The sequence below is a fragment of the Delftia sp. ASV31 genome (assembly GCF_016428765.1).
GTDB lineage: Bacteria > Pseudomonadota > Gammaproteobacteria > Burkholderiales > Burkholderiaceae_C > Comamonas > Comamonas acidovorans.
This window is the reverse complement of the sequence record NZ_JAELTK010000019.1, coordinates 36,452-61,401: the sequence shown is the minus strand read 5'-3', so window position 1 is coordinate 61,401 and position 24,950 is coordinate 36,452. Positions and strand designations below refer to the sequence as shown.

The window sequence follows — 24,950 nt, the reverse complement described above, 5'->3', positions numbered from 1 at the left end:
GAAAGCCATGGACCAAGCCACTGCCGAAATTGCCCAGACCGCGGCCCGCCTCGTGGTCGAGGAAGGGCTGGAATGGGGGGCTGCCAAGCACCGCGCACTTCGCCAACTGGGGCTGCCCGCGCGCACCGCGCTGCCGGGTAACGACCTGGTGGAAGAGGCCGTGCGCGAATACATTGCCCTGTTCTGCGCCGACACCCAGCCCCAGGAACTGCAGGCCCTGCGCGAACTGGCCCTGCAATGGATGGACCGCCTGGCCGAGTTCCGGCCCCATCTGGCCGGCGCCGTCTGGCGCGGCACAGCCACCCGCCTGTCCGATATTTACCTGCAGCTGTTCTGCGACGACCCCAAGTCGGCCGAGATCGCGCTGATCAACCAGCATGTGGAGTACGAGCCCAGCACCGTCACCGGCTTTACGGGGCAGGCCGTGGAGGCCTTGAGCATCCACGCCTTCTGCCGCCCTTTGAACGAGTCCGTGGGCGTGCATCTGCTGGTGTATGACCATGATGATCTGCGTGGCGCACTCAAGCCCGACGGCCAGGGGCGCAGCCCGCGCGGCAGCGCCGAGGCGCTGCGCAGGCTGTTGGATCAGGATGAAGAGGAGGCCGACCGTGGCTGATTCAGTGGATGCAGGGCAAAACACATCTTCCCGCCGCCGTTGGCTGATGGGCGGCGTTGCCGCCGCCGCGGGCCTGGGTGGGGCAGGGTTTGCGTGGTGGCGTTTTCAGCCGCACGCCATGGATGCCAGTGCCGAAGAGCAGCTGTGGCAGCAGCGCTTCATCACGCCCGATGGCTCGGCCATGACGCTGTCGCGCTGGCGCGGCAAGCCGGTGCTGGTCAATTTCTGGGCCACCTGGTGCCCGCCCTGCGTGCGCGAGCTGCCCATGCTCGATGCCTTCTCGGCGCGCCAAAACCAACATGGTATTCAGGTCATTGGCCTGGCCGTGGACAAGCCGGAGGCCGTGCAGCGCTTCCTGGGTCGCACACCCCTGCGTTTCCCTGTGGCGCTGGCGGTGGAAGGCGGTCTGGGCCTGACCCGCTCGCTGGGCAATCTGCAGGGCGGACTGCCCTTCACCGTGCTGCTCGGCGAAGATGGCATGGTGCAGCAACGTAAAATAGGTGAGCTTACTACCGAAGATCTGGCTTCCTGGAGCGCAAAAGGCTGATTTTTCGCATCGTCGAAGCTGTGAAAGCTCAGGAAATGCCCTGAATTCCATGGCGACGTTGATGAAAAATATGCCTCAAAGCACGCAGAAGGGCGAAATTGGAGTAAATTCGCGCCCTATTTAGTTGTTAGCCGCTGGAGCTCCCATGGATTTGCGAAAACTCAAGACCCTCATTGATCTGGTGTCCGAATCGAACGTGTCGGAACTGGAGATCACCGAAGCAGAGGGCAAGGTCCGGATCGTCAAGAGCGAAGGCGCCGTGGTGCAGCACTATGTGGCAGCGCCCATGCAGGCTCCCATGGCCGCGCCGATGGCGGCACCCGTCGCCGCTGCCCCCGCAGCGCCCGTGGCGGCACCGGCCGAGGCAGCCGTCTCCGGCCACGTGGTGAAGTCGCCCATGGTCGGCACCTTCTACCGCGCCTCCAGCCCTGGCGGCAAGCCCTTCGTGGAAGTGGGCAACCAGGTCAAGGAAGGCGAGACCATCTGCATCATCGAGGCGATGAAGATTCTCAACGAGATCGAAGCCGACAAGAGCGGCACGATCACGCGCATCCTGGGCGAAAACGGCCAGGCGGTAGAGTACGGCCAGCCCCTGTTCGTGATCGAGTAACCTGCAGGCGAGCGATGCCGCAAGCGGCACGACGCCCTGGCGCGAACGCATGCCGCGGCGCGACAGAGCAATTGGCTCAACTGACGGCTTCGGCCTGCGTACCGGCGCAGGCACCAAGTCGCGAGGACCTTCATGTTTAAGAAAATTTTGGTTGCCAACCGGGGCGAGATTGCCCTGCGCATCCAGCGCGCCTGCCGTGAACTGGGCATCAAGGCGGTGATGGTGTATTCCGAGGCCGACCGTGACGCAAAGTACGTCAAGCTGGCCGATGAGGCCGTGTGCATCGGCCCCGCGCCTTCGCCGCTGAGCTACCTCAACATGCCGGCCATCATCTCGGCCGCCGAGGTGACCGACGCCGAGGCCATCCACCCCGGCTACGGCTTTCTCAGCGAGAACGCCGACTTTGCCGAGCGCGTGGAAAAGAGCGGTTTCACCTTCATCGGCCCCACGCCCGAGAACATCCGCACCATGGGTGACAAGGTCTCGGCCAAGCAGGCCATGATCAAGGCGGGCGTCCCCTGCGTGCCCGGCTCGGATGGCGAGCTGCCTGACGATCCCGTGCAGATCCGCCGCATCGCCAAGGCCGTGGGCTATCCGGTGATCATCAAGGCCGCAGGCGGCGGCGGTGGCCGTGGCATGCGCGTGGTGCATACCGAGGCGGCGCTGATCAATGCCGTGCAGATGACCAAGGCCGAGGCCGGTGCGGCCTTCGGCAATCCTGCCGTCTACATGGAAAAGTTCCTGCAGAACCCGCGCCATGTGGAAATCCAGATCCTGGCGGACAACCACCGCAACGCGGTCTACCTGGGCGAGCGCGACTGCTCCATGCAGCGCCGCCACCAGAAGGTCATCGAGGAAGCACCGGCTCCGGGCATTCCGCGCCGCCTGGTCGAGAAGATCGGCGAGCGCTGCGCCGCTGCCTGCAAGAAGCTGGGCTACCGTGGCGCCGGCACCTTCGAGTTCCTCTTTGAAAACGGCGAGTTCTACTTCATCGAGATGAACACCCGCGTGCAGGTGGAGCATCCGGTGACCGAACTGATCACGGGCGTGGACATCGTGCGCACCCAGATCATGGTGGCCGCAGGCGAGAAGCTGCCCTTCACCCAGCGCCAGATCAATGCCCAGCTCAAGGGCCATGCGATCGAGTGCCGCGTGAATGCCGAGGATCCCTACAACTTCATGCCGTCGCCGGGCCGCATCACCATGTGGCATGCCCCCGGTGGCCCCGGCGTGCGCGTGGACTCGCACGTCTACAACAACTACTTCGTGCCGCCGAACTACGACTCCATGATCGGCAAGATCATCGTCCACGGCGACACGCGCGAGCAGGCGCTGGCGCGCATGCGCACGGCGCTGCTGGAGACCGTGGTCGAAGGCATCAAGACCAATATCCCGCTGCATCAGGATCTGATGGTGGACGCCAAGTTCATGGAAGGCGGCACCAACATCCATTACCTGGAAGAGTGGCTGGCGCACCGCAACGCCAACAAGCGTTGAGCAGGTCGCCTGATTGACCCTGCATGCTGGCCCCCGGCGACGGCGGCCAGCATTTTCATTTATTGCATAGAAAAGGATGGGCCCATGTTCGAGTTGAGCCTGCTGTGCCCGGAAGACCGGGTTGAGACCGTCAGCGATGCGCTGGATGCGCTGGACGCCCTGAGCGTATCGGTGGAGGATGCCGACGCGCAGACCGAGGCCGAGCAAGCCCTGTTCGGCGAGCCCGGCATGCCGCCGCCCAAGGACGGCTGGCAGCGCAGCCGCCTGGTGGCGCTGTTCCCCTCGCAGCAAGCGGCCGAAGAGGCGCGTGATCTGCTGCTGCCCCAGGACTTCTTCGAGGGCTGCAGCATCATCGCCGTCAAGCAGGTGCCGGAGCAGGACTGGGTGCGCCTGACGCAGTCGCAGTTCGCCCCGGTGGACATCACGCCCGAATTCTGGATTGTTCCCACCTGGCACGAGCTGCCGCCCGAGGCGCGCGTGAGCATCCGCCTGGACCCGGGCCTGGCCTTTGGCACGGGCACGCACCCGACCACGCGCATGTGCCTGCGCTGGATCGCCCGCCAGCCGCAAGGCAGTCTTGGCCGCACGCTGGACTACGGCTGCGGCTCGGGCATCCTGGCCATTGGCGCGGCCAAGTTCGGTGCCACCGACATCGACGCGGTGGACATCGACCCGGCAGCCGTGGAGTCCACGCGCTACAACGCCGATGCCAACGCCGTGCAACTGAAGGCGGGCCTGCCCGATGCCGGCAACGGCGAGTACCGCACCGTGCTGGCCAACATCCTGGCCACGCCGCTCAAGGTGCTGGCGCCGCTGCTGTGCGGTCGCGTGGCAGCAGGTGGAAGTCTGGTGCTGGCCGGTATCCTGGAGCGCCAGGCCGACGAGCTCAAGGAAGCCTATGCGCCGTACCTGGCGCTGGAAGTGGCCGACAGCGAAGATGGCTGGATACTGATGACCGCGCGCCGCGCGGCCTGATTTCCGGCCCGAGTCCCCGCGCGGCTGCCGCCTTCGTGGCGCGGGCCGCGAGCAGCTGCCTACAATCGATCGCTGATGAGCCAAGTCACCCGCTGTCCTGCCTGTGGAACCCGCTTCAAAGTGGTGGCCGACCAGCTGCGAATTTCGCAGGGGTGGGTGCGCTGCGGCGTCTGCCATGAAGTGTTCGATGCCTCCGAGGATCTGCAGCCCCTGCCCACGGCACCTGTGAACGCGGCCGGCACCTCGGTGGCCGGCACTCCGGTGGCCGGCGGGGCATCGCACAACCCGGCCGAATTCGAGGACGATGACATCCGCGAATTCAGGGAATCCATGTGGCTGCCGACGGCGCCGAGCGGATTGCCGGGGCGGGGCGCATCGGGGCCTGCTGCATCTGTTGCACCCTCTGTGCCTGCCGCACCTGTTGCACCTGCCGCACCTGCGGTATCCACCGCAACCACGGCTGCGGCTGCCAGGGCCGAGCCTTCGCCGTCCATGCCGCCGGCCGAGATGCCGACTCCTGAGGCTCCGCCTCCGTCCCCCGTGACCGCGAAGGACCCCTCCGCCAGCGCCGCCGAAGAGTCGGGCAGCGCGCTGCCTGGAGCGTCGCTGGTGGACGAGATCCTGGCTGCGTCCCGGGCAGCGCCGAAGTCCCCGCCCGCCGCCCAGGCCGAGCAGGCCGAGCAGGCCGTTGACGGCCTGCTCGGCCCCGAGCCTGACACTGCGGCTCCTGTGCCCGCACCGGCAAAGGATGAGGAAGGCGCGCCGTTCACACGGCCCCATAAGCCATCCGACAAGCCATCCGACAAGTCGTCCGATGCGCCTGCGCCGTCCGTGCCAACCGGCCTGCTGCGGGAATCGGAGCCGCAGGCGCAGGCCTCCGTGCCTTCGCCGGAGTTCTCCCGCTGGCCGGACAGCGATGGCGAAGGCAGCGGTGAGGCTGCGGCCGCGCTGCCCGAGGCCGAGCCCGGCTTTGTGCGCCAGGCGCGGCGCAAGGCCTTCTGGCGCCGGCCTGCTGTGCGCGTGGCGCTTGTGCTGGGCAGCCTGCTGGGCGTGGGCGCCTTGGCAGGCCAGGTCATGTGGGGCCAGCGCGATGCGCTGGCCGTGCAGCATCCTTCGCTGGCGCCCGCGCTGCAGGCCCTGTGCGCCATGGCGGGCTGCGAGCTGCAGCCACGCCGCCAGATCGGCGACGTGGTGATCGGCAGTTCGGGCTTTCGGCAGTTGCCGCGCAGCGGCCAGTACCAGTGGAGCCTGAGCCTGGAGAACCGTTCCGACTTCCCCGTGGCCATGCCCGCTGTCGAACTCACGCTCACCGATGCCCAGGACAAGCTGCTGCTGCGGCGCGTGATCCGGCTTGACCAGTTCGGCGCGCCCGCGCAGATCGAGGGCCATGGCGAGTGGAGCGTGACGGCCCCGGTCGAAGTGCAAGGCCTGGAGGCGGCCGTGGCCGGCTATCGCGCCCTGGTTTTTTATCCCTGAATCCCCCTGACTTTTCAAGAAAGCCGAGACACACCATGGCCGCTCTCATCTGCGGATCGCTTGCGTTCGACAACATCATGACCTTCGAGGGAAGGTTTGCCGACCAGATCCTGCCTGACCAGTTGCACATCCTCAATGTGTCCTTCCTGGTGCCCACGCTGCGCCGCGATTTCGGCGGCTGCGCCGGCAACATCGCCTACGCCCTGCGCTTGCTGGGCGGCGATGCCTGGCCCATGGCCATGGTGGGCAGCGACGGCGCCGACTATGTGCAGCGCCTCGACGAACTGGGCGTGCAGACCGCGCACATCGGCCAGCTGCAGGACACGCACACGGCCCAGTGCATGATCATGACGGACCGTGACAACAACCAGATCACGGCCTTCCACCCGGGCGCCATGATGCAGGCCCACGGCAACCGCATCACGCCAGAGCTCAAGGAGCAGGTGCGCGTGGGCATCATCGCGCCCGATGGCCGCCAGGCCATGCTCGAGCATGCCCAGCAGTTCAAGGCGGCCGGCATTCCCTTTGTGTTCGATCCGGGCCAGGGCCTGCCCATGTTCGATGGCCAGGAGCTGCGCAGCTTCATCGAGCAGGCTGACTGGGTGGCCGTGAACGACTACGAGGCCCGCATGCTCAGCGAGCGCACGGGCTGGAGCCTGGAGCAGATTTCCAGGCAGGTGCAAGGCCTGGTGGTGACGCTGGGGGCAGAGGGCTGCGAGGTCTGGGTGCAAGGCGCCAAGACCCTGGTGGCGCCGGTGCAGCCCGCCGCCGTGGTCGATCCCACGGGATGTGGCGACGCATGGCGTGGCGCCATGCTGTTCGGCCTGGAGCGTGGCTGGGACCTGGTGCGTTGCGCCGAACTGGGCAACCGCCTGGGCGCGCTCAAGATTGCCAGCCGTGGCCCGCAGAACTACGTGCTGGACTTCGCCCAGCCCTGAAGCCGGGATCGCCAGGCGGCGGCGCAGCCGCCGTCTTCACAATGAAAGATGGCCCCCACGCTTGCCTCGCTGCGCAAGGACCGCTGCCCCCCGAGGGGGCACTTTTCATCTTGGGGCGGCCCGGCGATGAAAAAAGCCCGACTCCAAAGAGCCGGGCTTTTTGCTTTGAGACCGGAAAAGTCTCAGGGCTTGTTGCCTGTGGGGAAGGGCCATGCGGCTTGGGGAGCCAGGCGGGTTTGCGCGATGGGCGCGGGTGCGGCAGCGGGAGCTGCAGGCGCGGCAGCGGCGGGAGCTGCTGCGGCCTTCTTGGGGGCAGCGGCCTTCTTCGGGGCTGCAGCCTTCTTGGCGGGAGCGGCAGGAGCTGCTGCGGCCTTGGCGGGCGCTGCGGCAGGCTTGGCAGCTGCAGCGGGCTTCTTGGCAGCATTCTTGGCAGCAGCAGGAGCGGCAGCCTTCTTGGCGGGAGCAGCGGCCTTCTTCGCGGCAGGTGCAGCAGCCTTTGTGGCAGCGGGAGCAGCGGCCTTCTTGGCAGCAGGAGCAGCAGCCTTCTTGGCAGGAGCAGCGGCCTTCTTTGCGGCAGGTGCAGCAGCCTTCTTGGCGGGAGCGGCAGCCTTCTTGGCAGCAGGTGCAGCAGCCTTCTTGGCGGGAGCGGCAGCCTTCTTTGCAGCAGGAGCAGCAGCCTTCTTGGCAGGAGCAGCAGCCTTCTTGGCGGGAGCGGCAGCCTTCTTTGCAGCAGGAGCAGCAGCCTTCTTGGCAGGAGCGGCAGCCTTCTTCGCAGCAGGAGCAGCAGCCTTCTTGGCGGGAGCGGCAGCCTTCTTCGCAGCAGGAGCAGCAGCCTTCTTGGCGGGAGCGGCAGCCTTCTTCGCAGCAGGAGCAGCAGCCTTCTTGGCAGGAGCGGCAGCCTTCTTCGCAGCAGGAGCAGCAGCCTTCTTGGCAGGAGCGGCAGCCTTCTTGGCAGCAGGTGCAGCAGCCTTCTTGGCAGCAGGTGCAGCAGCCTTCTTGGCAGCAGGAGCTGCAGCCTTCTTCACAGCAGGTGCAGCAGCCTTCTTGACGGGTGCTGCCTTGGCAGTGGCCGTGGTTTTCTTCACGGTTTCAGCCTTGGGAGCAGCCGCCTTTTTGGCAGTGGTTTTCTTGTCGGTGGGGGCCTTGGTGGAGGCCGTCTTCTTCGCAGTTGCCATCATCTTCTCCTTCGTTGATTTGCACAAAACACTTCGGGGTACGGGGCTCCGAAGCGATCCAAAGCGATGTGGAGTGACGCATCGCAATGAACACGGAGACGCCCCACGCCGCAACACCATCGGTATTGCAAAAGCGTGAAGCGCGTCATGGTTCGCATTGTGCCTGCAGAGAAGCGATTAATCCCAGGAAAGTGCGCCGCCGGTTTGATACTCGATGACGCGTGTCTCAAAGAAGTTACGTTCCTTCTTCAAATCGATCATCTCGCTCATCCAGGGGAACGGGTTTTCCTCGTTGGGGAACAGGGCCTCAAGGCCGATCTGCGTGGCGCGGCGGTTGGCGATGTAGCGCAGGTAGCCCTTGAACATCGATGCGTTCATTCCGAGCACGCCGCGCGGCATGGTGTCCTCTGCGTAGCGGTATTCCAGCTCGACGGCCTTGACGAAAAGCGCCGTGATTTCTTCCTTGAATTCGGGTGTCCACAGCTGTGGATTTTCGAGCTTGAGCTGGTTGATCAGGTCGATGCCGAAGTTGCAGTGCATGGACTCGTCGCGCAGGATGTATTGGTACTGCTCGGCGGCGCCGGTCATCTTGTTTTGGCGGCCCAGCGCAAGGATCTGCGTGAAGCCCACGTAGAAGAACAGGCCCTCCATCAGGCAGGCGAAAACGATCAGCGACTTGAGCAGGGTCTGGTCGGTTTCGAAGGTGCCGGTCTTGAAGGCGGGGTCCATGATCGCTTCGATGAAGGGGATCAGGAATTCGTCCTTGTCGCGGATGGAGGGGACTTCGAGATAGGCGTTGAAGATCTCGCCCTCATCCAGGCCCAGCGACTCCACGATGTACTGGTAGGCGTGGGTGTGGATGGCTTCCTCGAAGGCCTGGCGCAGCAGGAACTGGCGGCATTCGGGCGCCGTGATGTGGCGGTAGGTGCCCAGCACGATGTTGTTGGCGGCCAGCGAATCGGCCGTCACGAAGAAGCCCAGGTTGCGCTTGATGATGCGGCGCTCGTCCTCGGTCAGGCCGTTGGGGTCCTTCCACAGGGCGATGTCGCGGTTCATGTTCACTTCCTGCGGCATCCAGTGGTTGGCGCAGGTGGCCAGGTACTTTTCCCAGGCCCACTTGTACTTGAACGGCACCAGCTGATTGACGTCGGTCTTGGCATTGATGATGCGCTTGTCGGCGGCATTCACGCGCTTGTGTGTGGTGCTCGGCGCAGCCTCCGCGCCGCTGGGCGTGTTCGAGAGGGTGGCGTCGTCGTCAAAGGTCAGCATTGCAATTTTCTCCGGCATGCCCTGGGGCATATGTTCAGTTCATTCGGTGCGAAAGAGTCCTCTCTTTCTGCTCCGGTCAATGTAGGACCATGGGTGGCCTGGCGTGTTGAGCAGGCCCAAGGTCCATGGCGAAGATCCTGCGCATGGCGCTGGCTGGCGGGCAGGGCGCGGGGCCTGCGCCGTGGCGAGGCCCCGCGCTGCGCGGCTTACTGGCAGGCTTCGCAGCCGGGATCGTCGATGGCGCAGAACTTGATGTCCGTCGCCGGTGCCTGGGCGCGCGCGGCGGCTGCCGCGGCTTCCAGGGCGCTGGAGGTGTTCACGGCGGCAGGCTGTGCGGCGGCGGCCGAGGGCACGGCGTTGAGCACGCGGCTTTGCACCGTGGACTTCTCGATGTTGGTGGCGCTGGTGGTGCGCAGGTAGTAGGTGGTCTTCAGACCGCGCAGCCAGGCCAGCTTGTAGGTGTCGTCCAGCTTCTTGCCCGATGCACCGGCCATGTAGATGTTCAGGCTCTGGGCTTGGTCGATCCACTTCTGGCGGCGCGCAGCGGCCTCGACCAGCCAGGTGGGCTCGACCTCGAAGGCGGTGGCGTACAGGCTCTTGACGTCCTGGGGCACGCGGTCGATGGGGCGCAGCGAGCCGTCGAAGTGCTTGAGGTCCATGACCATCACGTCGTCCCACAGGCCCAGGCGCTTCAGGTCACGCACCAGGTACTGGTTGATGACGGTGAACTCGCCGGACAGGTTGGACTTGACCGACAGGTTGCCGAACGAGGGCTCGATGGAGGCATCGACGCCGACGATGTTGGAGATGGTCGCCGTGGGCGCGATGGCCACGCAGTTGGAGTTGCGCATGCCGTGCTGGCCGATCTTGGCGCGCAGGGCATCCCAGTCCAGGCGCGAGGAGCGGTCCACTTCCACATAGCCGCCGCGTGCCTTCTCCAGCAGGTTCAGCGTGTCCAGCGGCAGGATGCCCTGGTCCCACAGCGAGCCCTTGTAGCTGGAGTACTGGCCGCGTTCCTTGGCCAGCTCGGTGGAGGCCCAGTAGGCGTAGTAGCAGATGGCTTCCATCGACTGGTCGGCGAACTCGACGGCCGCGTCGCTGGCGTAGGCGATGCGCATTTCATAGAGCGCATCCTGGAAGCCCATCAGGCCCAGGCCCACGGGGCGGTGGCGCAGGTTGGAGTCCTTGGCCTTCTGCACGGCGTAGTAGTTGATGTCGATCACGTTGTCCAGCATGCGCATGGCCGTGGTGATGGTCTTGCGCAGCTTGCCGTGGTCGATGGCGCCATCGACGATGTGGCGCGCCAGGTTGACCGAGCCCAGGTTGCAGACGGCGGTCTCGGTGTCGCTGGTGTTCAGCGTGATCTCGGTGCACAGGTTGGACGAGTGCACCACGCCGGCGTGCTGCTGGGGCGAGCGCACGTTGCAGGGGTCCTTGAAGGTGACCCAGGGGTGGCCGGTCTCGAACAGCATGGACAGCATCTTGCGCCACAGGTCCATGGCCGGGATGCGCTTGAACAGCTTGAGTTCGCCGTTGTCGGCCTTGGTTTCGTAGGCCTTGTAGGCGTGCTCGAAGGCGGCGCCGAAGAGGTCGTGCAGGTCGCCGACATCGGAGGGCGAGAACAGGGTCCAGTGGCCCTTTTCCATGACGCGCTTCATGAACAGGTCGGGAATCCAGTTCGCCGTGTTCATGTCGTGCGTGCGGCGGCGGTCGTCGCCGGTGTTCTTGCGCAGTTCGAGGAATTCCTCGATGTCCAGGTGCCAGGTCTCCAGGTAGGTGCAGACGGCGCCCTTGCGCTTGCCGCCCTGGTTCACGGCCACGGCCGTGTCGTTGACCACCTTGAGGAAGGGCACCACGCCCTGCGACTCGCCGTTCGTGCCCTTGATGCGCGAACCCAGGGCGCGCACGCGCGTCCAGTCGTTGCCCAGGCCGCCGGCGAACTTGGACAGCAGGGCGTTTTCCTTGATGGACTCATAGATGCCGTCCAGATCGTCGGGCACCGTGGTCAGGTAGCAGGAAGACAGCTGCGAGCGCAGCGTGCCGCTGTTGAACAGCGTGGGCGTGCTGCTCATGAAGTCGAAGGACGACAGCAGTTCGTAGAACTCGATGGCGCGTGCATTGCGGTCCTCTTCCTGCAGCGCCAGGCCCATGGCCACGCGCATGAAGAAGGACTGGGGCAGCTCGATGCGCGTCTTGCGCACGTGCAGGAAGTAGCGGTCGTACAGGGTCTGCAGGCCCAGGTAGTCGAACTGCTCGTCGCGCTCGGCCTTGATGGCGGCAGCCAGGCGGGGCAGGTCGTAGTTCAGCAGCTCGGGGTTGAGCAGCTCGTTGTCCACGCCCTTGCGGATGAAGCCGGGGAAGTACTCTGCGTAGGCCGCCTGGATGTCGGCCGGCTGCACGTCGCGGCCCATGACCTCGCGCACGATCGTGTGCAGCAGCAGGCGGGCGGTGACGTAGGTGTAGTCGGGGTCTTTTTCGATCAGCGTGCGAGCGGCCAGGATGGAGGCCTTGAAGACTTCTTCGATCGGCACGCCGTCGTACAGGTTGCGCAGCGTCTCGGCGACGATGGGGGCGGCCTGGATATCGGCGTTGAGGTTGCGGCAGGACGCCTCGATCAGCGCCAGCAGGCGGGCCTGGTCCAGCGGCACGCGCTGGCCGTTGTCGGTCACATGCAGCACGGGCGCCGGTGCGGCGGCGGCGGCCGCTGCGGCCTCGGCGGCCTTCTTTTGCTCGGCACGTTCCTGGTTGCGGCGGTCGCGGTACAGCACGTAGGCGCGTGCCACGTCGTGGTGGCCGCCGCGCATCAGGCCCAGTTCGACCTGGTCCTGCACATCTTCAATATGGAAGGTGCCGCCGCCCGGACGCGAGCGCAGCAGTGCGCGAACCACGGCCTGGGTCAGCTCGTCCACGGTCTCGCGCACGCTGGCGGAGGCCGCACCTTGGGCACCGCGCACGGCCAGGAAGGCCTTGGTCAGCGCGACGGCGATCTTTTGCGGCGTGAAGGGCACCACATCGCCGCTGCGGCGGATGATCTGGTAGCCGTCCTGCACGGACAGGTGATGGGCGGAGGAAGGATTGGCAGCATCACCGTGCGCAGCGGGAGCCAAAGAATTCAGTGCTTCTTGCATGAGTTTCCTCAACGGGTGTTTGTGGATAGAACGGACGCGGACCTGCACTGGGGGCAGGCTTGCTGGGAGATGGAATCGATGGCCGGATGTGCACACCGTTTTCACAGGGTGTGCACAGCTTTTGAACACTAGATATGGTGTCCGGCGTGCTCTCAGGCACTACCTGTAGTGTATCGCCGTCTCATGTACACGGGGTACTCACGGCCGGAAAACCGCTGTTTGCGCTGCGCCAAACGGGTGCGCAACATACAAGCCAGTAGCAGCAAAGGCCCGCTGCGCCGTGGCTTGCGGGCGATGGCCCGTCGCAAGCCGCGGCAGCCTTGGCCCTGCGCCGGTCGGACCGCTGAAAGCCCCATGGACAGTGGGGCTGCGACACATGCGTGAATTTGTAAAAAATGATCAGGCAGTCGGTGCGTGCGCCCGGCGCGCCACATCGGTTGCTTTCTGGATTGACAGAGCCTTTGTCCTCTGCCTGTGGACAAGCGGGATTTTGCGCAAGACCTGGCGGTGCCTGCGATGAGGGTGTGCGCTTACGTGGAGGGCTGGCCCGCGCCGGGCGGCAACTGCCAGTTCGCCGTGGCGGGGTGATGGGCCAGCAGCCCGCGCAGCCGGTGCCAGTCGAAGCCTGCGCCCGGATCGCATTTGCGGCCCGGCGCGATGTGCTCATGGCCTGCGAGATGGGCCACGGGGTAGCGCGCCGCGATGGCGTTGCACAGGGCATCGAGCGCCGCGTACTGGGCCGGCTCGAACCGCAGGCCCTCCAGGCCTTCGAGTTCTATGCCGATGGAGTCGTCGTTGCAGCGGTCGCGGCCCCGCCAGCAGGAAGCGCCTGCATGCCAGGCGCGCGCATCGCAGTCCACAAACTGCCAGACCTCGCCCTGGCGCGTGATGAAGAAATGCGCCGACACCTCCAGGCCGCGTATCCCCTGGTAGTAAGGATGGGCGTCCCAGTCGAGCTTGTTGGTGAACAGTTGCTGGACCGCACCCGTGCCGTACTCGCCCGGGGGCAGGCTGATGGAGTGCACGACGACCAGATCGATCAGCGCCTGGGCCGGGCGCTCGCCAAAGTTGGGCGAGGGCAGGTGGCGGGCCTGCTGCAGCCAGCCGCCTTGCCAGGTCCAGGCCGGGGCCTGGGTGGCTTGCGCCTGTGGATCAGGACTCGCCATGGCCGCCTCCGTCCGCCTCGGCGCTGGCATCGCCGGGCAGGGCGATGTTCAGCCGGTCGATGCGGTAGCGGATCTGGCGCAGGCTCAGCCCCAGGCGCGCGGCGGTGGCCGTGCGGTTGAAGCCGTTTTCCTGCAGCGCCTGCACCAGGATGCCGCGCTCGCGCTCGTCCAGCCAGGCCTGCAGGTCACGGGGCAGCTCGGCATCGGCTGGCTCTGGCGATAGCGGGCCGCCTGGCGGCACGGGGCGCGAAGGCGAGAGCGAAGGAGAGGGCGAGGCGGATGCGGGCGGTGCGGGCGGTGCAGGCGGAGTGCCGCAGGGCAGCTGCATCTCGGGATCTATGCGCAGCGGCCCGTCCTCGCCCAGCGTGATGGCGCGGTGCAGCAGGTTCTCCAGTTCACGCACATTGCCGGGCAGGGGCAGGCGGGCGATCTGCTGCACTGAAAGCTCGTCGATCTCGGGCATGGGCAGGCCGGATTCCTGCGACAGCCGTGCCAGCAGGGCGCGGCACAGGGCAGGCAGGTCTTCGCGGCGCTCGCGCAGCGGGGGCAGCAGTACCTCGATGACATTGAGGCGGTAGTACAGGTCCTGCCGGAAGCGCCCCTGCCGCACATCGGCAGCCAGGTCGCGGTGGGTGGCGCTGACGATGCGTACATCGGCCGCTTCCTCCTGTGCGGAGCCCAGGGGGCGCACGCGGCGCTCCTGGATGGCGCGCAGCAGCTTGGCCTGCATGGCCAGGGGCAGGTCGCCGATCTCGTCCAGAAACAAGGTGCCGCCGCGCGCAGCCTGGAAGTAGCCGTCGCGGTCCTGGGTGGCGCCGGTATAGGAGCCCTTGCGCGCGCCGAAGAACTCGGCCTCCAGCAGGTTTTCGGGAATGGCACCGCAGTTCACGGCCACCATGGGGCCATGGGCGCGCTGGCTGCAGGCATGCAGCGCGCGGGCCACCAGCTCCTTGCCCGTGCCCGACTCGCCATGCACCAGCACCGGCGCCATGCCGCGGGCCACCTTGGCAATGCGCTGCTTGACGGCCTGCATGGCGGGGGAGTCGCCCACCATGGCATCCAGTGCGCCGCTGCCGTTGAGCACCGGGCTGGCGGCGGGAGCGGCCGAAGGGCTGCGCGCCGGCATCACGCCCGGGGCCGGCACACCGCCCACACCCTGGGCGGCAGAGGCCACGACCAGGCGGAACTGCTTGAGGTCCACGGGCTTGGTCAGGTAGTCGAAGGCGCCTGAGCGCAGGGCCTCGACGGCGTTCTCGGCGGAGCCGTAGGCCGTCATGACCACGCAGCGCTCGCGCCGCTGCTGGCTGCGCAGGTCCTGCAGCAGCTCCATGCCCATGCCGTCGGGCAGGCGCATGTCGGTGATGACCACGTCGAAGCGCTGGGTCTGCAGTTGCTCGCGCGCCTCGCCCACGCTGGCGGCGGTTTCCACGCGGTAGCCTTCACGCAGAAGGGTCAGTTCATAGAGGGTGCGCAGATCCGGCTCGTCGTCCACGACAAGGATCGATGCGGCAGCGGGCAGGGAGTTCAAAGGCATCACACCACAATCTGATCAAACAGGGAGGCCGGCAGGGCCGAGGCCGGGCCGGCACGGAACACGATGCTGAAGGCATTGCCCTCGACAGGGCCGTGCGGCGTGGGCCGCGACAGCCGCTGGTAGCTGATGCTGGCATCGTAGCGCTGGCACAGCTCGCGGCAGATATACAGGCCCAGGCCGCTGGAGCGGCTTTCCGAAGAGAAGAAGGGCTCGAACAGATGGCGCTGGACCGTGGGCTCCAGCGCGGCGCCATCGCTCCAGACCTGTAGCCAGATCTGGCCGCCGGCCGGCGCGCCGGTCAGCACCTGCAGCGTGTGTGGCTCGTGGGCGTTGCTGCGGTAGCGCCGGGCATTGTCCAGCAGGTTCACCAGGATGCGGCGCAGATGCTCGCCATCGAACACCACGGTCTTGTCCCTGGCGTCGAGCAGGAGCTGGATGCTGTGCGCGGGCTGGCCCTGGGCCTGCCATTCCTGGCAAACCTGGGCCACATGCTGGTCCAGGGCCAGCAGGCCGGCATGCGCCTCGCCAATGTGCTGCTGGGCCCGGGCGATGTTGAGTACGTCCTCGACGATGCGTGCCAGGCGCTCGGCATTCTGGCCCACGATGCGGCACAGCTGCTGCTGGGCCGGGTCCTGTGCCAGATCCTCGGCCAGCAGGGCATTGGCCTGGGTGATGGCGGCCAGCGGATTGCGGATCTCGTGGGCCACGGCGGCCGACATGCGGCCCATGGACGCCAGCTTTTCCGTGCGCAGCCGCGCCTCCATCTCGCGCAGGTCGTGCAGAAAGACCACGCACAGCTGCTGCAGCAGTGCGGGCTCGGCCGCGTCGGCGGCGTCGGATGGGGTGGCGACCTCGGTCAGCCAGGTGCGCAGGTGCAGGCCCGTCATGCCTTCCTGGCCGATGGACTGCAGATGGATGGCGGCCGAGATGGGCAGGTTCTGGGCAAAGCTCTGGGCCACGGCGTCCTGCAGCCGCTGCCAGCCGGAATGCTCCTTGAGGGCGAAGGGCAGGGCATGCGCGTCGGCCAGCCCCAGCAGGTGCAGCGCGGCCGGGTTGGCCTGCTGCACGCGGAACTGGGGATCGACCACCAGCACGCCTTCGCCCAGGTGGCGGATCACCAGGGCATTGACCTGTTCCTGCGTCTGGGCCTTGCGGCTGCTGTGCTGGGCCAGGTGGCGCTCGCGCCGCACGCGGCGTGCCAGTTCGTGCGTCAGATAGGCCACCGCGAAATAGCCTGCGCAGGCAAAGCTGGCCTGGTAGTAGGCCTGGGTGCTTTCTATGCGGCCAGCCACGTCCTGCCATGCCACCCAGCCCAGGGTCAGCAGCGTGACGCTGGCCGTGGTGGCCAGGGCCAGGGTCAGATTGCCCAGCACGGCCGAGATCAGGATGGGAATGGCCAGCAGGGCCGAGTAGTTCAGCGGCCCGGTCTGCAGCATTTGCAGCAGGCAGATGACCGCGATGTCCACGCCGATCACGGGCAGCCAGTGCACGCCGGCGCGGGGCGAGGGCGGCTGGGCGCGTGCCGTCAGCCGCAGCAGCAGCGTCAGCCCCAGGTAGCCCAGGCAGACCAGCCAGACCAGGGAATTGCCGCCAGGCTGCACGCTGAGCAGCGCCAGCTGCAGCAGCAAAAGCGCAGTGGCGATGAGCACGCGGCCGGTCAGGAAGCCCTGCCATAGCCGGACAAAGGGGGCGTTGGCGTCGTGCGGCGACTGCGCCGCGGCCTCGTCGATGGTGGGTGGCTGGGGGGGGACCGCGTCCTGCATGCTCAGCGCCGTTGCGCCAGGGTGCGGTGCTCTGCGCTGCAGTAGCTGCGGCCGGCCGCTTCGATGGCCTCGCTGCGCGGCAGGTGCAGGCCGCAGTGCGCGCATTCGACCATGTCCTGCGGTGCCGCCAGCGGCGCATTGGCAGGGTTGGCCGGATTGCGCGGCGCAGCGGCCTGGCGCCGCTCGCGGGCCTCGGCACGGCGCTGGCTGCGCCAGACGCCGACGGCAATGATGATGACGATCAGGACCAGCAGGTACTTCATGTGGTGCGCTCCAGCAGCACTTCCATGACGAAGCGCGATCCCGCATAGGCCAGCAGCAGCAGCAGGGCGCCTGCATAGAGCATGCGCACGGCGCTGCGGCCACGCCAGCCAAAGCGCGCACGGCCGATCAGCAGCACGGCAAAGGTCAGCCACGACAGCAGCGAGAACACAGACTTGTGGTTCCAGACCCAGGCCTTGCCATAGAGCTGTTCGCCGAACAGCCAGCCTGCGGCCAGCGTGGCCGTGAGCAGCACAAAGCCTGCGGACACGAAGCGGAAGGTCAAGCGCTCCAGCGTGAGAAGCGGCAGGCCGCTGTCATGGCCACCGCCGCCCAGCCGCATGTGCTGCTCGGCGCGTGTCATCAACGAGGCGTGGACCACGGCGGCCGCGAACAGTCCGTAGGAGGCAATGCCCAGTGCCAGGTGCAGCGGCAGCCAGGGCGAGGCGTTGACATGCAGGGGCGTTCCCGGAAACAGCGCGGCCATGAGCACGGCGGCCGTGCCCAGGGCGGACAGCGCCAGCTGCGCGCGCATCTTGGGGAACAGCTGCTGCTCGACGCCATAGACGGTGAGCACCAGCCAGGCCGTCATGGACAGGGCCGGTGCAAAGCCGAAGTGAGGCTGCTCCCCGAGCAGGCCCCAGGCCAGGGCCAGTGCGTGGAGCACCCAGGCCAGGCGCAGGGCAATGCGGGCGCCGGCCTGGCTGATGCGTCGGGCGCCGGCGGCTGGCACGGCATAGGCCACGGCTGCGGCAAGCGCCAGCATCCAGCCCAGGGGCGATACGTTGGCGGAAATCAGGGGGACGGAGAGCATCTTTCAATGATAGCTGTGGCTTTCCCGCCGCCGGTTGTGCAGGCTCAGAATCCGGGTGCCATGCCTTGGTTCGGCGCGCATTTTCAGGGCTCCACGGCTGCCTCGATGCGATTGCGCCCCTGGGCCTTGGCCTGGTAGAGCAGGCCGTCCGCCTTCTGCAGCCAGGTTTCCAAAGGCGCGGCAGACGGCTGCCGCACGGTGAGTACGCCGCAACTGACGGTGAGCTGCGGCGCCGTGGGAGAGGCGGCGTGGGCGATGGACAGGCGCAGCACTTCCTGGCGGAAATGCTCGGCCATGGCCGGCGCGTCGCTTTCGCCGGGGAGGATGAGCGCGAATTCCTCGCCGCCAAAGCGCGCTGCCAGGTCGTAGGGCCGGCGCGCATGGCGCTGCAGCGCGGCGGCCACGGCCTTGAGCGCCTCGTCCCCCTGCACATGGCCATAGCAGTCGTTGTATTGCTTGAAGTGGTCTATATCAATGAGAGCCAGGCCCACGGGCTCGCCCGTGCGCAGGCTGCGGCGGTAGGCGCGCTCCAGCACGTCATCGAAGTGGCGCCGGTTGGCCAGGCCGGTCAGCCCGTCCACCATGGCCAGGCGTTCCAGGGCCTGGCGCTGCAGGGCCAGCCGTATCTGGTTGCGCACGCGCACCTCGACCACGGCGGGGCGTATGGGCTTGGAGACATAGTCGGCCGCGCCCAGGCGCAGGCCGTATTCCTCGGCCTCGGCATTGCTCTGTCCGGTGATGAAGATGACGGCGATATGGGCGGTGCGCTCCTGCGCACGCAGCGCACCCAGCACCTCGTAGCCGTTCATGCCGGGCATGGCCAGGTCCAGAAGGATCAGCTGCAGGCGGTGGGCTTCGCGGTGGGCGATCACCAGGGCGCCAGGGCCATCCTTGGCCAGCAGCACTCGGTAGTGGGGGCTCAGCAGCTCGGCCAGCATGCTGCGGTTCAGCCGCTCGTCGTCCACGATGAGGACCGTGGGCAGCTCCGACCCGGTCAGGGCGTCAAGCATCAGCAGCTCCCTGTGGGGCCATCCGGTTCGCGGCCATGCTCCGCGCCAGCTGATCGAGCGCCTGCAGCGCCGCCTCGGTTTCCAGGGACTCGGTGCAGCGCTGGATGCGCTGCAGCACGGACGCATGGCGCCCGCTGACCAGGGGCCGCAGCCGTTCCAGTTCGGCCACGGCGGCATAGTCGCTGTCGGCAATCTGCCGCCGCAGCCGAGCCAGCGTGGATGAGGCTTCCTCTGCGGTCATCGGCTGCCGCTGCGGCTGCTGCGGGGGCGCAGCGCTGGACACCGTGGCCAGGGGTGGCAAGGCCGCCTGCCTGGACCGCACGGCGATTTCCGCCAGCAGGCCCTGCAGCCCATCGGCCAGCGCCTGCACCAGGGATGGCAGATCACCGCTGGGCCGGGCATTCCCGCCATTGCCGTCGCCTGACATGCAGGCATGCGCGCCGGTCTCGGCCATGGCCGACCATTGCTCCAGCAGGTTCGCGCCCAGGTAGCCCAGGCTGCCCTTGAAGGTATGCGCCAGCGACGCCACGGTTGCCCAGTTGCCGCTGCGCGCGGCGCGGCGCAGCTGTTGCGGCGCATCGGCAAAGTCCTGGGCAAAGCCTTCGATCGCATGCAGCATGCGCGGCGATTGGCTGGCAAGGCATTGCCGCAGCTGCACAGGATCCCAGGCCGGGGCAGGGGTTGGGGGCGTGGGCCGGGAGGGCGGGGCCGGCGCAGGCGCTGCCGGGGGGGCTGCGCGCAGGCAGCGCTGCAGCGTCTCGTACAGCAGCACATCGTCAACGGGTTTGGTCAGATGGGCATTCATGCCTGCGTCCTCGATCCGTGCGCGCTCCTCGACATAGGCCTGCGCAGTCAGCGCGATCACCGGAAGATGCCGCAGCGCGCTGCGCGTGCGCAGGGCACGCGTGGCACTGAGGCCGTCCATGCCGGGCATGTGCACATCCATGAGCACGGCATCGAAAGGCTGGCTGTCGAGCAGCTGCAGCGCCTGCAGACCGTCTTGCGCAGTCTGTACCGATATGCCGGCCTGCTCCAGCAGCTCGGTGGCCACCTCGCGGTTGAGCACGTTGTCATCCACCACCAGCACCCTGCGCCCAGGCAGGCCCGGGTAGCGCTGCTGTGGCGACGGGCCGGCCGCCGGGTCTTCAGGCTGGGCCGATTCGGGGTCCCGCAGCGCCTCACGGATGCAGGACCTCAGTGCCGATGCGGTCAGGGGCTTGATCAGCAGGCCCCGCAGGCCAAACTGCGCGGCACGCAGCTGCACTTCGTCGCGCCCGAAGGCCGTGACCATGAGCGCGGCCGGGGTCTTGACCAGGTCCTGTCGCTCGCGCATGCGGCGTGCCAGCTCCAGTCCGTCCATGCCGGGCATGCGCCAGTCCAGCAGGGCCAGGCCATAGGGGGATTCCTGGCGTGCGGCCTCTTGCAGCATGCGCAGCGCCTGCATGCCGTCCGCCGCCGTATCGCAGCGCATGCCCAGTCTGCGCACCATGGCGGCCAGCGCCTCGCGCGCGCTGGCGTTGTCATCGACGATGAGAACGCCGGTGCTGCCCAGGTTGTCGTGGCCGTCCAGCAGCGCATCCGTGGCAGGCCGGACCTTGGCCTTGAAGCGGAAGTCGCTGCCCTGGCCGGGCTGGCTGCACACGCCGATCTCGCCGCCCATGAGCTGCACCAGCCTGTGGCAGATGGCCAGGCCCAGGCCGGTGCCGCCGTGGCGGCGCGTGGTCTGGATGTCGGCCTGGGTGAAGGGCTGGAACAGCCGCTCGGCCCGCGATGCATCCAGGCCTATGCCGGTGTCGCGCACGCTCACGCACAGGTGGTGCAGGGGCGCTGCCGTGGTGTCCGCATCGGCATCCGCAGGCGCGTCCACCGGCGGCGCCAGATGCAGGGAGATCACCACCTCGCCATGCTCGGTGAACTTGATGGCGTTGCCGACCAGGTTGGTCAGCACCTGGCCCAGGCGCATTGGGTCGCCGCGCAAACGGGGCGGCAGCTGCGGGTCCAGCGCATAGACCACTTCCAACCCCTTTTCCTCTGCGCGCAGCGCCGTGGAGGCCGTCACGGTCTCCAGCACATCGTCAAGGGCGAAGTCCACTTCCTCCAGCGCCAGCATGCCCGCCTCTATCTTGGAGAAATCGAGGATGTCGTTGATCACGGCCAGCAGGGCGCTGGCCGAGCGCTCCACCTTCTCCAGGTAGCCGCGCTGGCGCGATGTCAGCGCGGTCTGCTGCACCAGGCGCGTCATGCCGATGACGGTATTCATGGGTGTGCGGATTTCGTGGCTCATGATGGCCAGGAAATCCGATTTGGCGCGTTCGGCCGCTTCGGCGGCTTCCTTGGCCTGCCGCAGCGCCTGCTCGGCCTCGCGTTCGCGGGTGATGTCCAGCATGATGCCGTCCCAGACCATGCCCTCCTGACAGCGCCGGGGAGCCGAGCGGCAGCGCAGCCAGCGGATCTCTCCGTCGGGCCTGATCACGCGAAAGCGGCAATCGAAGACCCGCAGCGTATCGATCGAGCGTTGCATCATCCCCTGGTAGAGCGGCAGGTCCTCGGGATGGATGGCATTCAGGTAGACCTGCCGATCGGCCATGATGGCGTGGGCCGGCACGCCGATCAGGTTCTCTATGCCGGCGCTGATGTAGCTGAGCCGCAGTTGCGTCAAGCCGCCTTCCAGGCGGTAGATGGCGCCGCTGGGCAGGTTGTCGGCCAGGGCTTCGAGGCGCATGCGTGCGTCCTCGCGTTCGGACAGGTCCTGCAGCGTGCCGCTGAGCGCGACGATGCGGCCTTGCTCGTCGCGCAGGGCCCGGCCCATGAGGCGGGCAGCGAACTGCCGGCCGTCCGGGCAGCGCTGGACCACATCGATGCTGTAGGACTGGCCGGTGCTGATGCACAGATCCACGGCAGCGGTGAGCCGGGCAAGATCCTGCGGCCCGAGCATGGCGCGCAGGGCATGGCGCGTCAGTGGCGGACCCTGGGGGTCCAGGCCGTTCATCACATACATCATCTCCGAGGCCTGAAAGTGCCCGGTGTCCAGTTCCCATGTCCAGCTGCCCAGGCGCGCCAGCTGTTCGGCCTGGCGCAGCACGTCGTAGCTTTTTTGCAGCTGGGACTCGGTCTGGCGCATGAGGGTGATGTCGCGCGCAATGCCCAGCACGCCCACGGTCCGGCCCTCGGCATCGCGATAGGGAATCTTGGTGGACTGGAAGATGCGGCGCTGCCCGTCGACCAGCAAATGATCGTCCATCACCACGGGCGCATCGCTGTCCAGCACCCGGCGGTCGCCGTCGGTGAAGCTGCTGTCGGAGAAAAGCTCCTGGTCGGTCTTGCCCACGATGTCTTCGGGCGCGCGCCCGGCAAAGCGGGCTGTGGCGGGGTTGGCGAAGGTGTAGCGGCCCTGCCGGTCCTTGGCGAAGACCAGGTCGGGCGTCTCGCGCATCACGGTCTCCAGCAGGCGCTGCGCATTGGGCTGGCCGATCGGCTCGTCCTGGTCGGTGCGCTCGCCGAGGTCGTGCCAGGTAGTGAAGAAAAGCCGCCTGCCCGACAGTGACAGGCAATGGACATGGATCTCGGCGGGCAAGCTGCTGCCATCGCGGCGGGTCAGCCGGCCTCGCAGACGGGCCTGGCTGTCCACGACCATGTCCCGCCAGAAATCACGCGGCCGTCCATCCAGGTCCAGCCATACGTCCATGATGCCCAGCCCCAGCATGGCGGCCTTGTGATGGCCCAGGCTGGCGCAGGCCTGGGCATTGGCATCGAGCAGGCCGCCCTGCTCGTCAAACAGAAGAAAACCGTCGGGCACACGGTCCAGGAACTGGCGATACGGCGTATCAGGCATGAAGACTCCCAGGCGGTAGCAAGCCAGCATTGCGGAATGTGATAGCCATAAACTATGAAAGCATTGCGCATGTTACTGCTGGCCGGTGCCTGCCGTGGGGCACTGAAGGCCGGTACTTACCCCGGCAGGGGCAGCGGGTAGAATCACCGGGATATGCAGGGTCCGTGCCGCGACCCGGCCCCACTTGGCCACCTGGCCCCGGCTGGCTCGCTGCAGCACACCTTTTCCTTTCCGACGACTCCAGTTCCTCCCCGCTTATGGCCTCCGCTCTGACCGACAAACTTTCGCGACTCGTCAAGGAGATGCGCGGCCAGGCCCGCATCACCGAATCCAACGTGCAGGACATGCTGCGCGAAGTGCGCATGGCCCTGCTCGAGGCCGACGTGGCCCTGCCCGTGGTGCGCGACTTCGTTGCGCGCGTCAAGGAAAAGGCGCTGGGCCAGGAGGTGCTGGGCTCGCTGCAGCCGGGCCAGCTGCTGGTGTCCATCGTCAACAAGGAACTCGCCGCCACCATGGGCGAGGGCGTGGCCGACATCAACCTCAACGCCCAGCCGCCGGCCGTCATCCTGATGGCCGGCCTGCAGGGCGCCGGCAAGACCACGACCACGGCCAAGCTGGCCAAGCACCTGATCGAGCGGCGCAAGAAGAAGGTGCTCACCGTGTCGGGCGACGTGTACCGCCCCGCCGCCATCGAGCAGCTCAAGACCGTGACCGCCCAGGCCGGTGCCGAGTGGTTCCCCTCCACGCCCGACCAGAAACCCCACGACATCGCCGTGGCCGCGCTGGATTACGCCAAGCGCCACTTCTTTGACGTGCTGCTGGTCGATACGGCCGGCCGCCTGGCCATCGACGAGCTGCTGATGGCCGAGATCAAGGATCTGCACGCCACGCTCAAGCCGGTCGAGACCCTGTTCGTCGTCGATGCCATGCAGGGCCAGGATGCGATCAACACGGCCAAGGCCTTCAAGGAAGCGCTGCCCCTGACCGGCATCGTGCTGACCAAGCTCGACGGCGACTCGCGCGGTGGCGCGGCGCTGTCGGTGCGACAGATCACGGGCGCCCCCATCAAGTTCGCCGGCGTGTCCGAGAAGATCGACGGCCTGGAGGTGTTCGACGCCGACCGCCACGCGCAGCGCGTGCTGGGCATGGGCGACATCGTGGCCCTGGTCGAGCAGGTCACCAAGGGCGTGGACATGGAGGCCGCGCAGAAGCTGGCCGAGAAGGTCAAGAGCGGCGACGGCTTCGACCTCAACGACTTCCTGGCCCAGATCCAGCAGATGAAGCAGATGGGCGGCCTGTCCAACCTCATGGACAAGCTGCCGGCCCAGCTCACGGCCAAGGCCGGCCAGGTGGACATGGACAAGGCCGAGCGCGAGATCCGCCGCAAGGAAGGCATCATCTGCTCCATGACCGCCAAGGAGCGCAAGAAGCCCGAGATCATCAAGGCCACGCGCAAGAAGCGCATTGCCGACGGCGCGGGCGTGCAGGTCCAGGAAGTCAACCGCCTGCTCAAGGAGTTCGAGCAGATGCAGGAGATGATGAAGAAGATGAAGGGCGGCGGCCTCATGAAGATGATGAAGCGCATGGGCGGCATGAAGGCCATGAAGGGAATGATGGGCGGTGGCGGCGGCATGCCCAAGCTCCCGTTCTGATGGGCACCGCCTGAGCCGCCGGGCCGCGCGCTCTTTCCCGCCAAGCCGCAGCGCAGCCTGCGGCTTTTCTTTTGGCCGCGAGGGCTTTGTGAGAACATGCAGCGCCATGAAGGCTGGTGTTTCGACTTCCCTTGCGGTGTCTCCAGTGACCGGGGCGCGGCTCTCGCGCCGTGACTGGGGTCTGCTGGCGGCCGCCGTGCTGCTGGCTGGCTGCTCGTCCGCACCACGCAAGGGCGCGGGCCCGGCGCCGGTGTCTTCGCCGCAGGCGCTCAATCTGGACGGCGAATTGCGCGAGGCGCTGCTTGCGCGCACCATGCTTGTGGTCAACACGCCCTATACCTATGGCGGCAATTCGCCCGAAGGCGGTTTCGACTGCAGCGGCCTGATCCAGTGGGCCGTGGGCGGCATCACCGAAAACCGCCTGCCGCGCACCACGGCGCAGTGGGCGCAGTTCAGCAATCCCGTGGGCAGCCGCAGCCTGCAGCGCGGCGACTTCGTGTTCTTCAATACCCTGGGCGCGCGCTATTCGCACATGGGCATCTTTGTGGGCAATGGCCAGTTCGTGCATGCACCGTCCAGCGGCGGCACGGTGCAGCGCGTGCGCATGGACAACATCTATTTCGCCAAGCGCTTCACCGAGGCGCGCAGCATCTTCGCCTGAACGCTGGCCGGGCGACGGGCTGATGA

General features: G+C 67.1%; 19 protein-coding genes. 9 read left to right on the top strand and 10 right to left on the bottom strand.

All coding sequences use genetic code 11. The annotated features are described in order from the left end of the window. Nucleotides 1–7: 7 nt before the first annotated feature. The 7 genes from JHD82_RS09445 to JHD82_RS09415 all read left to right on the top strand — a co-directional run bounded on the left by JHD82_RS09445 (nt 8) and on the right by JHD82_RS09415 (nt 6,659). A complete protein-coding gene (locus JHD82_RS09445) occupies nt 8–616 on the top strand; it encodes a hypothetical protein (protein WP_013804096.1) in 609 nt (202 codons plus the stop codon). Nucleotides 617–662: 46 nt separating this feature from the next. Next, the gene (locus tag JHD82_RS09440) at nt 663–1,163 is read left to right on the top strand and encodes a TlpA disulfide reductase family protein (RefSeq protein WP_034390512.1); all 501 of its coding nucleotides are present in this window, start codon (nt 663–665) and stop codon (nt 1,161–1,163) included. Nucleotides 1,164–1,308: 145 nt separating this feature from the next. Continuing rightward, the gene (gene accB, locus JHD82_RS09435; protein ID WP_012203424.1) at nt 1,309–1,773 is read left to right on the top strand and encodes an acetyl-CoA carboxylase biotin carboxyl carrier protein; all 465 of its coding nucleotides are present in this window, start codon (nt 1,309–1,311) and stop codon (nt 1,771–1,773) included. 132 nt (nt 1,774–1,905) lie between these two features. Then, nucleotides 1,906–3,270, top strand: a complete 1,365-nt coding sequence (gene accC / locus JHD82_RS09430) for an acetyl-CoA carboxylase biotin carboxylase subunit (protein ID WP_012203425.1) — start codon at nt 1,906–1,908, stop codon at nt 3,268–3,270. A gap of 84 nt (nt 3,271–3,354) precedes the next feature. Next, complete coding sequence (prmA, locus tag JHD82_RS09425; RefSeq protein WP_012203426.1) at nt 3,355–4,245, top strand: 50S ribosomal protein L11 methyltransferase; 891 nt, start codon at nt 3,355–3,357, stop codon at nt 4,243–4,245. 75 nt (nt 4,246–4,320) lie between these two features. After that, on the top strand, nt 4,321–5,721 hold the full coding sequence (locus JHD82_RS09420; protein WP_199136170.1) for a DUF3426 domain-containing protein: 1,401 nt from the start codon (nt 4,321–4,323) through the stop codon (nt 5,719–5,721). Nucleotides 5,722–5,756: 35 nt separating this feature from the next. Next, nucleotides 5,757–6,659, top strand: coding sequence for a carbohydrate kinase family protein (locus JHD82_RS09415; protein WP_199136168.1), 903 nt, complete (start codon nt 5,757–5,759; stop codon nt 6,657–6,659). A 182-nt stretch (nt 6,660–6,841) separates the two neighbouring features. On the opposite strand, the gene JHD82_RS09410 is transcribed toward JHD82_RS09415, so the two are convergent. The 10 genes from JHD82_RS09410 to JHD82_RS09365 form a co-directional block, all read right to left on the bottom strand. Next, the gene (locus tag JHD82_RS09410) at nt 6,842–7,834 is read right to left on the bottom strand and encodes a hypothetical protein (protein WP_199136166.1); all 993 of its coding nucleotides are present in this window, start codon (nt 7,832–7,834) and stop codon (nt 6,842–6,844) included. A gap of 177 nt (nt 7,835–8,011) precedes the next feature. Then, complete coding sequence (locus JHD82_RS09405) at nt 8,012–9,103, bottom strand: ribonucleotide-diphosphate reductase subunit beta (protein ID WP_012203430.1); 1,092 nt, start codon at nt 9,101–9,103, stop codon at nt 8,012–8,014. A gap of 206 nt (nt 9,104–9,309) precedes the next feature. Next, entirely contained in the window at nt 9,310–12,231 is a 2,922-nt protein-coding gene (locus JHD82_RS09400; protein WP_199136164.1) for a ribonucleoside-diphosphate reductase subunit alpha, read from the bottom strand. A gap of 530 nt (nt 12,232–12,761) precedes the next feature. Continuing rightward, nucleotides 12,762–13,397 carry a 1,6-anhydro-N-acetylmuramyl-L-alanine amidase AmpD gene (gene ampD, locus JHD82_RS09395; protein WP_199136162.1) on the bottom strand — a complete coding sequence of 212 codons (636 nt, stop codon included), beginning with the start codon at nt 13,395–13,397 and terminating at the stop codon, nt 12,762–12,764. Further along, nucleotides 13,384–14,931, bottom strand: coding sequence for a sigma-54 dependent transcriptional regulator (locus JHD82_RS09390; protein ID WP_199136160.1), 1,548 nt, complete (start codon nt 14,929–14,931; stop codon nt 13,384–13,386). Before JHD82_RS09390 ends, ampD begins: the two co-directional genes overlap by 14 nt. Further along, nucleotides 14,931–16,694, bottom strand: a complete 1,764-nt coding sequence (locus JHD82_RS09385; RefSeq protein ID WP_063327208.1) for a PAS domain-containing sensor histidine kinase — start codon at nt 16,692–16,694, stop codon at nt 14,931–14,933. The genes JHD82_RS09390 and JHD82_RS09385 overlap by 1 nt, the downstream gene beginning before the upstream one ends. A gap of 2 nt (nt 16,695–16,696) precedes the next feature. Beyond that, the gene (locus JHD82_RS09380) at nt 16,697–16,957 is read right to left on the bottom strand and encodes a PP0621 family protein (RefSeq protein WP_012203435.1); all 261 of its coding nucleotides are present in this window, start codon (nt 16,955–16,957) and stop codon (nt 16,697–16,699) included. After that, entirely contained in the window at nt 16,954–17,769 is an 816-nt protein-coding gene (locus JHD82_RS09375) for an inner membrane protein YpjD (RefSeq protein ID WP_012203436.1), read from the bottom strand. The genes JHD82_RS09380 and JHD82_RS09375 overlap by 4 nt, the downstream gene beginning before the upstream one ends. A gap of 83 nt (nt 17,770–17,852) precedes the next feature. Then, on the bottom strand, nt 17,853–18,779 hold the full coding sequence (locus JHD82_RS09370) for a diguanylate cyclase domain-containing protein (RefSeq protein WP_199136158.1): 927 nt from the start codon (nt 18,777–18,779) through the stop codon (nt 17,853–17,855). Continuing rightward, nucleotides 18,772–22,611, bottom strand: coding sequence for a response regulator (locus tag JHD82_RS09365; protein ID WP_199136156.1), 3,840 nt, complete (start codon nt 22,609–22,611; stop codon nt 18,772–18,774). The genes JHD82_RS09370 and JHD82_RS09365 overlap by 8 nt, the downstream gene beginning before the upstream one ends. 257 nt (nt 22,612–22,868) lie before the next feature. Between JHD82_RS09365 and ffh the strand changes: the two genes are divergently transcribed. Then, nucleotides 22,869–24,263, top strand: coding sequence for a signal recognition particle protein (ffh, locus tag JHD82_RS09360; protein ID WP_012203439.1), 1,395 nt, complete (start codon nt 22,869–22,871; stop codon nt 24,261–24,263). A 106-nt stretch (nt 24,264–24,369) separates the two neighbouring features. Beyond that, on the top strand, nt 24,370–24,924 hold the full coding sequence (locus tag JHD82_RS09355) for a C40 family peptidase (RefSeq protein WP_199136154.1): 555 nt from the start codon (nt 24,370–24,372) through the stop codon (nt 24,922–24,924). Nucleotides 24,925–24,950 lie beyond the last annotated feature (26 nt).

What these genes read in the sequence shown, in the direction of transcription:
- JHD82_RS09445 (WP_013804096.1), top strand. Translation starts at nt 8, where the DNA reads ATGGACCAAGCCACTGCCGAAATTGCCCAGACCGCGGCCCGCCTCGTG.
- JHD82_RS09440 (WP_034390512.1), top strand. Translation starts at nt 663, where the DNA reads ATGGGCGGCGTTGCCGCCGCCGCGGGCCTGGGTGGGGCAGGGTTTGCG.
- accB (WP_012203424.1), top strand. Translation starts at nt 1,309, where the DNA reads ATGGATTTGCGAAAACTCAAGACCCTCATTGATCTGGTGTCCGAATCG.
- accC (WP_012203425.1), top strand. Translation starts at nt 1,906, where the DNA reads ATGTTTAAGAAAATTTTGGTTGCCAACCGGGGCGAGATTGCCCTGCGC.
- prmA (WP_012203426.1), top strand. Translation starts at nt 3,355, where the DNA reads ATGTTCGAGTTGAGCCTGCTGTGCCCGGAAGACCGGGTTGAGACCGTC.
- JHD82_RS09420 (WP_199136170.1), top strand. Translation starts at nt 4,321, where the DNA reads ATGAGCCAAGTCACCCGCTGTCCTGCCTGTGGAACCCGCTTCAAAGTG.
- JHD82_RS09415 (WP_199136168.1), top strand. Translation starts at nt 5,757, where the DNA reads ATGGCCGCTCTCATCTGCGGATCGCTTGCGTTCGACAACATCATGACC.
- JHD82_RS09410 (WP_199136166.1), bottom strand. Translation starts at nt 7,834, where the DNA reads ATGGCAACTGCGAAGAAGACGGCCTCCACCAAGGCCCCCACCGACAAG.
- JHD82_RS09405 (WP_012203430.1), bottom strand. Translation starts at nt 9,103, where the DNA reads ATGCTGACCTTTGACGACGACGCCACCCTCTCGAACACGCCCAGCGGC.
- JHD82_RS09400 (WP_199136164.1), bottom strand. Translation starts at nt 12,231, where the DNA reads ATGCAAGAAGCACTGAATTCTTTGGCTCCCGCTGCGCACGGTGATGCT.
- ampD (WP_199136162.1), bottom strand. Translation starts at nt 13,397, where the DNA reads ATGGCGAGTCCTGATCCACAGGCGCAAGCCACCCAGGCCCCGGCCTGG.
- JHD82_RS09390 (WP_199136160.1), bottom strand. Translation starts at nt 14,931, where the DNA reads ATGCCTTTGAACTCCCTGCCCGCTGCCGCATCGATCCTTGTCGTGGAC.
- JHD82_RS09385 (WP_063327208.1), bottom strand. Translation starts at nt 16,694, where the DNA reads ATGCAGGACGCGGTCCCCCCCCAGCCACCCACCATCGACGAGGCCGCG.
- JHD82_RS09380 (WP_012203435.1), bottom strand. Translation starts at nt 16,957, where the DNA reads ATGAAGTACCTGCTGGTCCTGATCGTCATCATCATTGCCGTCGGCGTC.
- JHD82_RS09375 (WP_012203436.1), bottom strand. Translation starts at nt 17,769, where the DNA reads ATGCTCTCCGTCCCCCTGATTTCCGCCAACGTATCGCCCCTGGGCTGG.
- JHD82_RS09370 (WP_199136158.1), bottom strand. Translation starts at nt 18,779, where the DNA reads ATGCTTGACGCCCTGACCGGGTCGGAGCTGCCCACGGTCCTCATCGTG.
- JHD82_RS09365 (WP_199136156.1), bottom strand. Translation starts at nt 22,611, where the DNA reads ATGCCTGATACGCCGTATCGCCAGTTCCTGGACCGTGTGCCCGACGGT.
- ffh (WP_012203439.1), top strand. Translation starts at nt 22,869, where the DNA reads ATGGCCTCCGCTCTGACCGACAAACTTTCGCGACTCGTCAAGGAGATG.
- JHD82_RS09355 (WP_199136154.1), top strand. Translation starts at nt 24,370, where the DNA reads ATGAAGGCTGGTGTTTCGACTTCCCTTGCGGTGTCTCCAGTGACCGGG.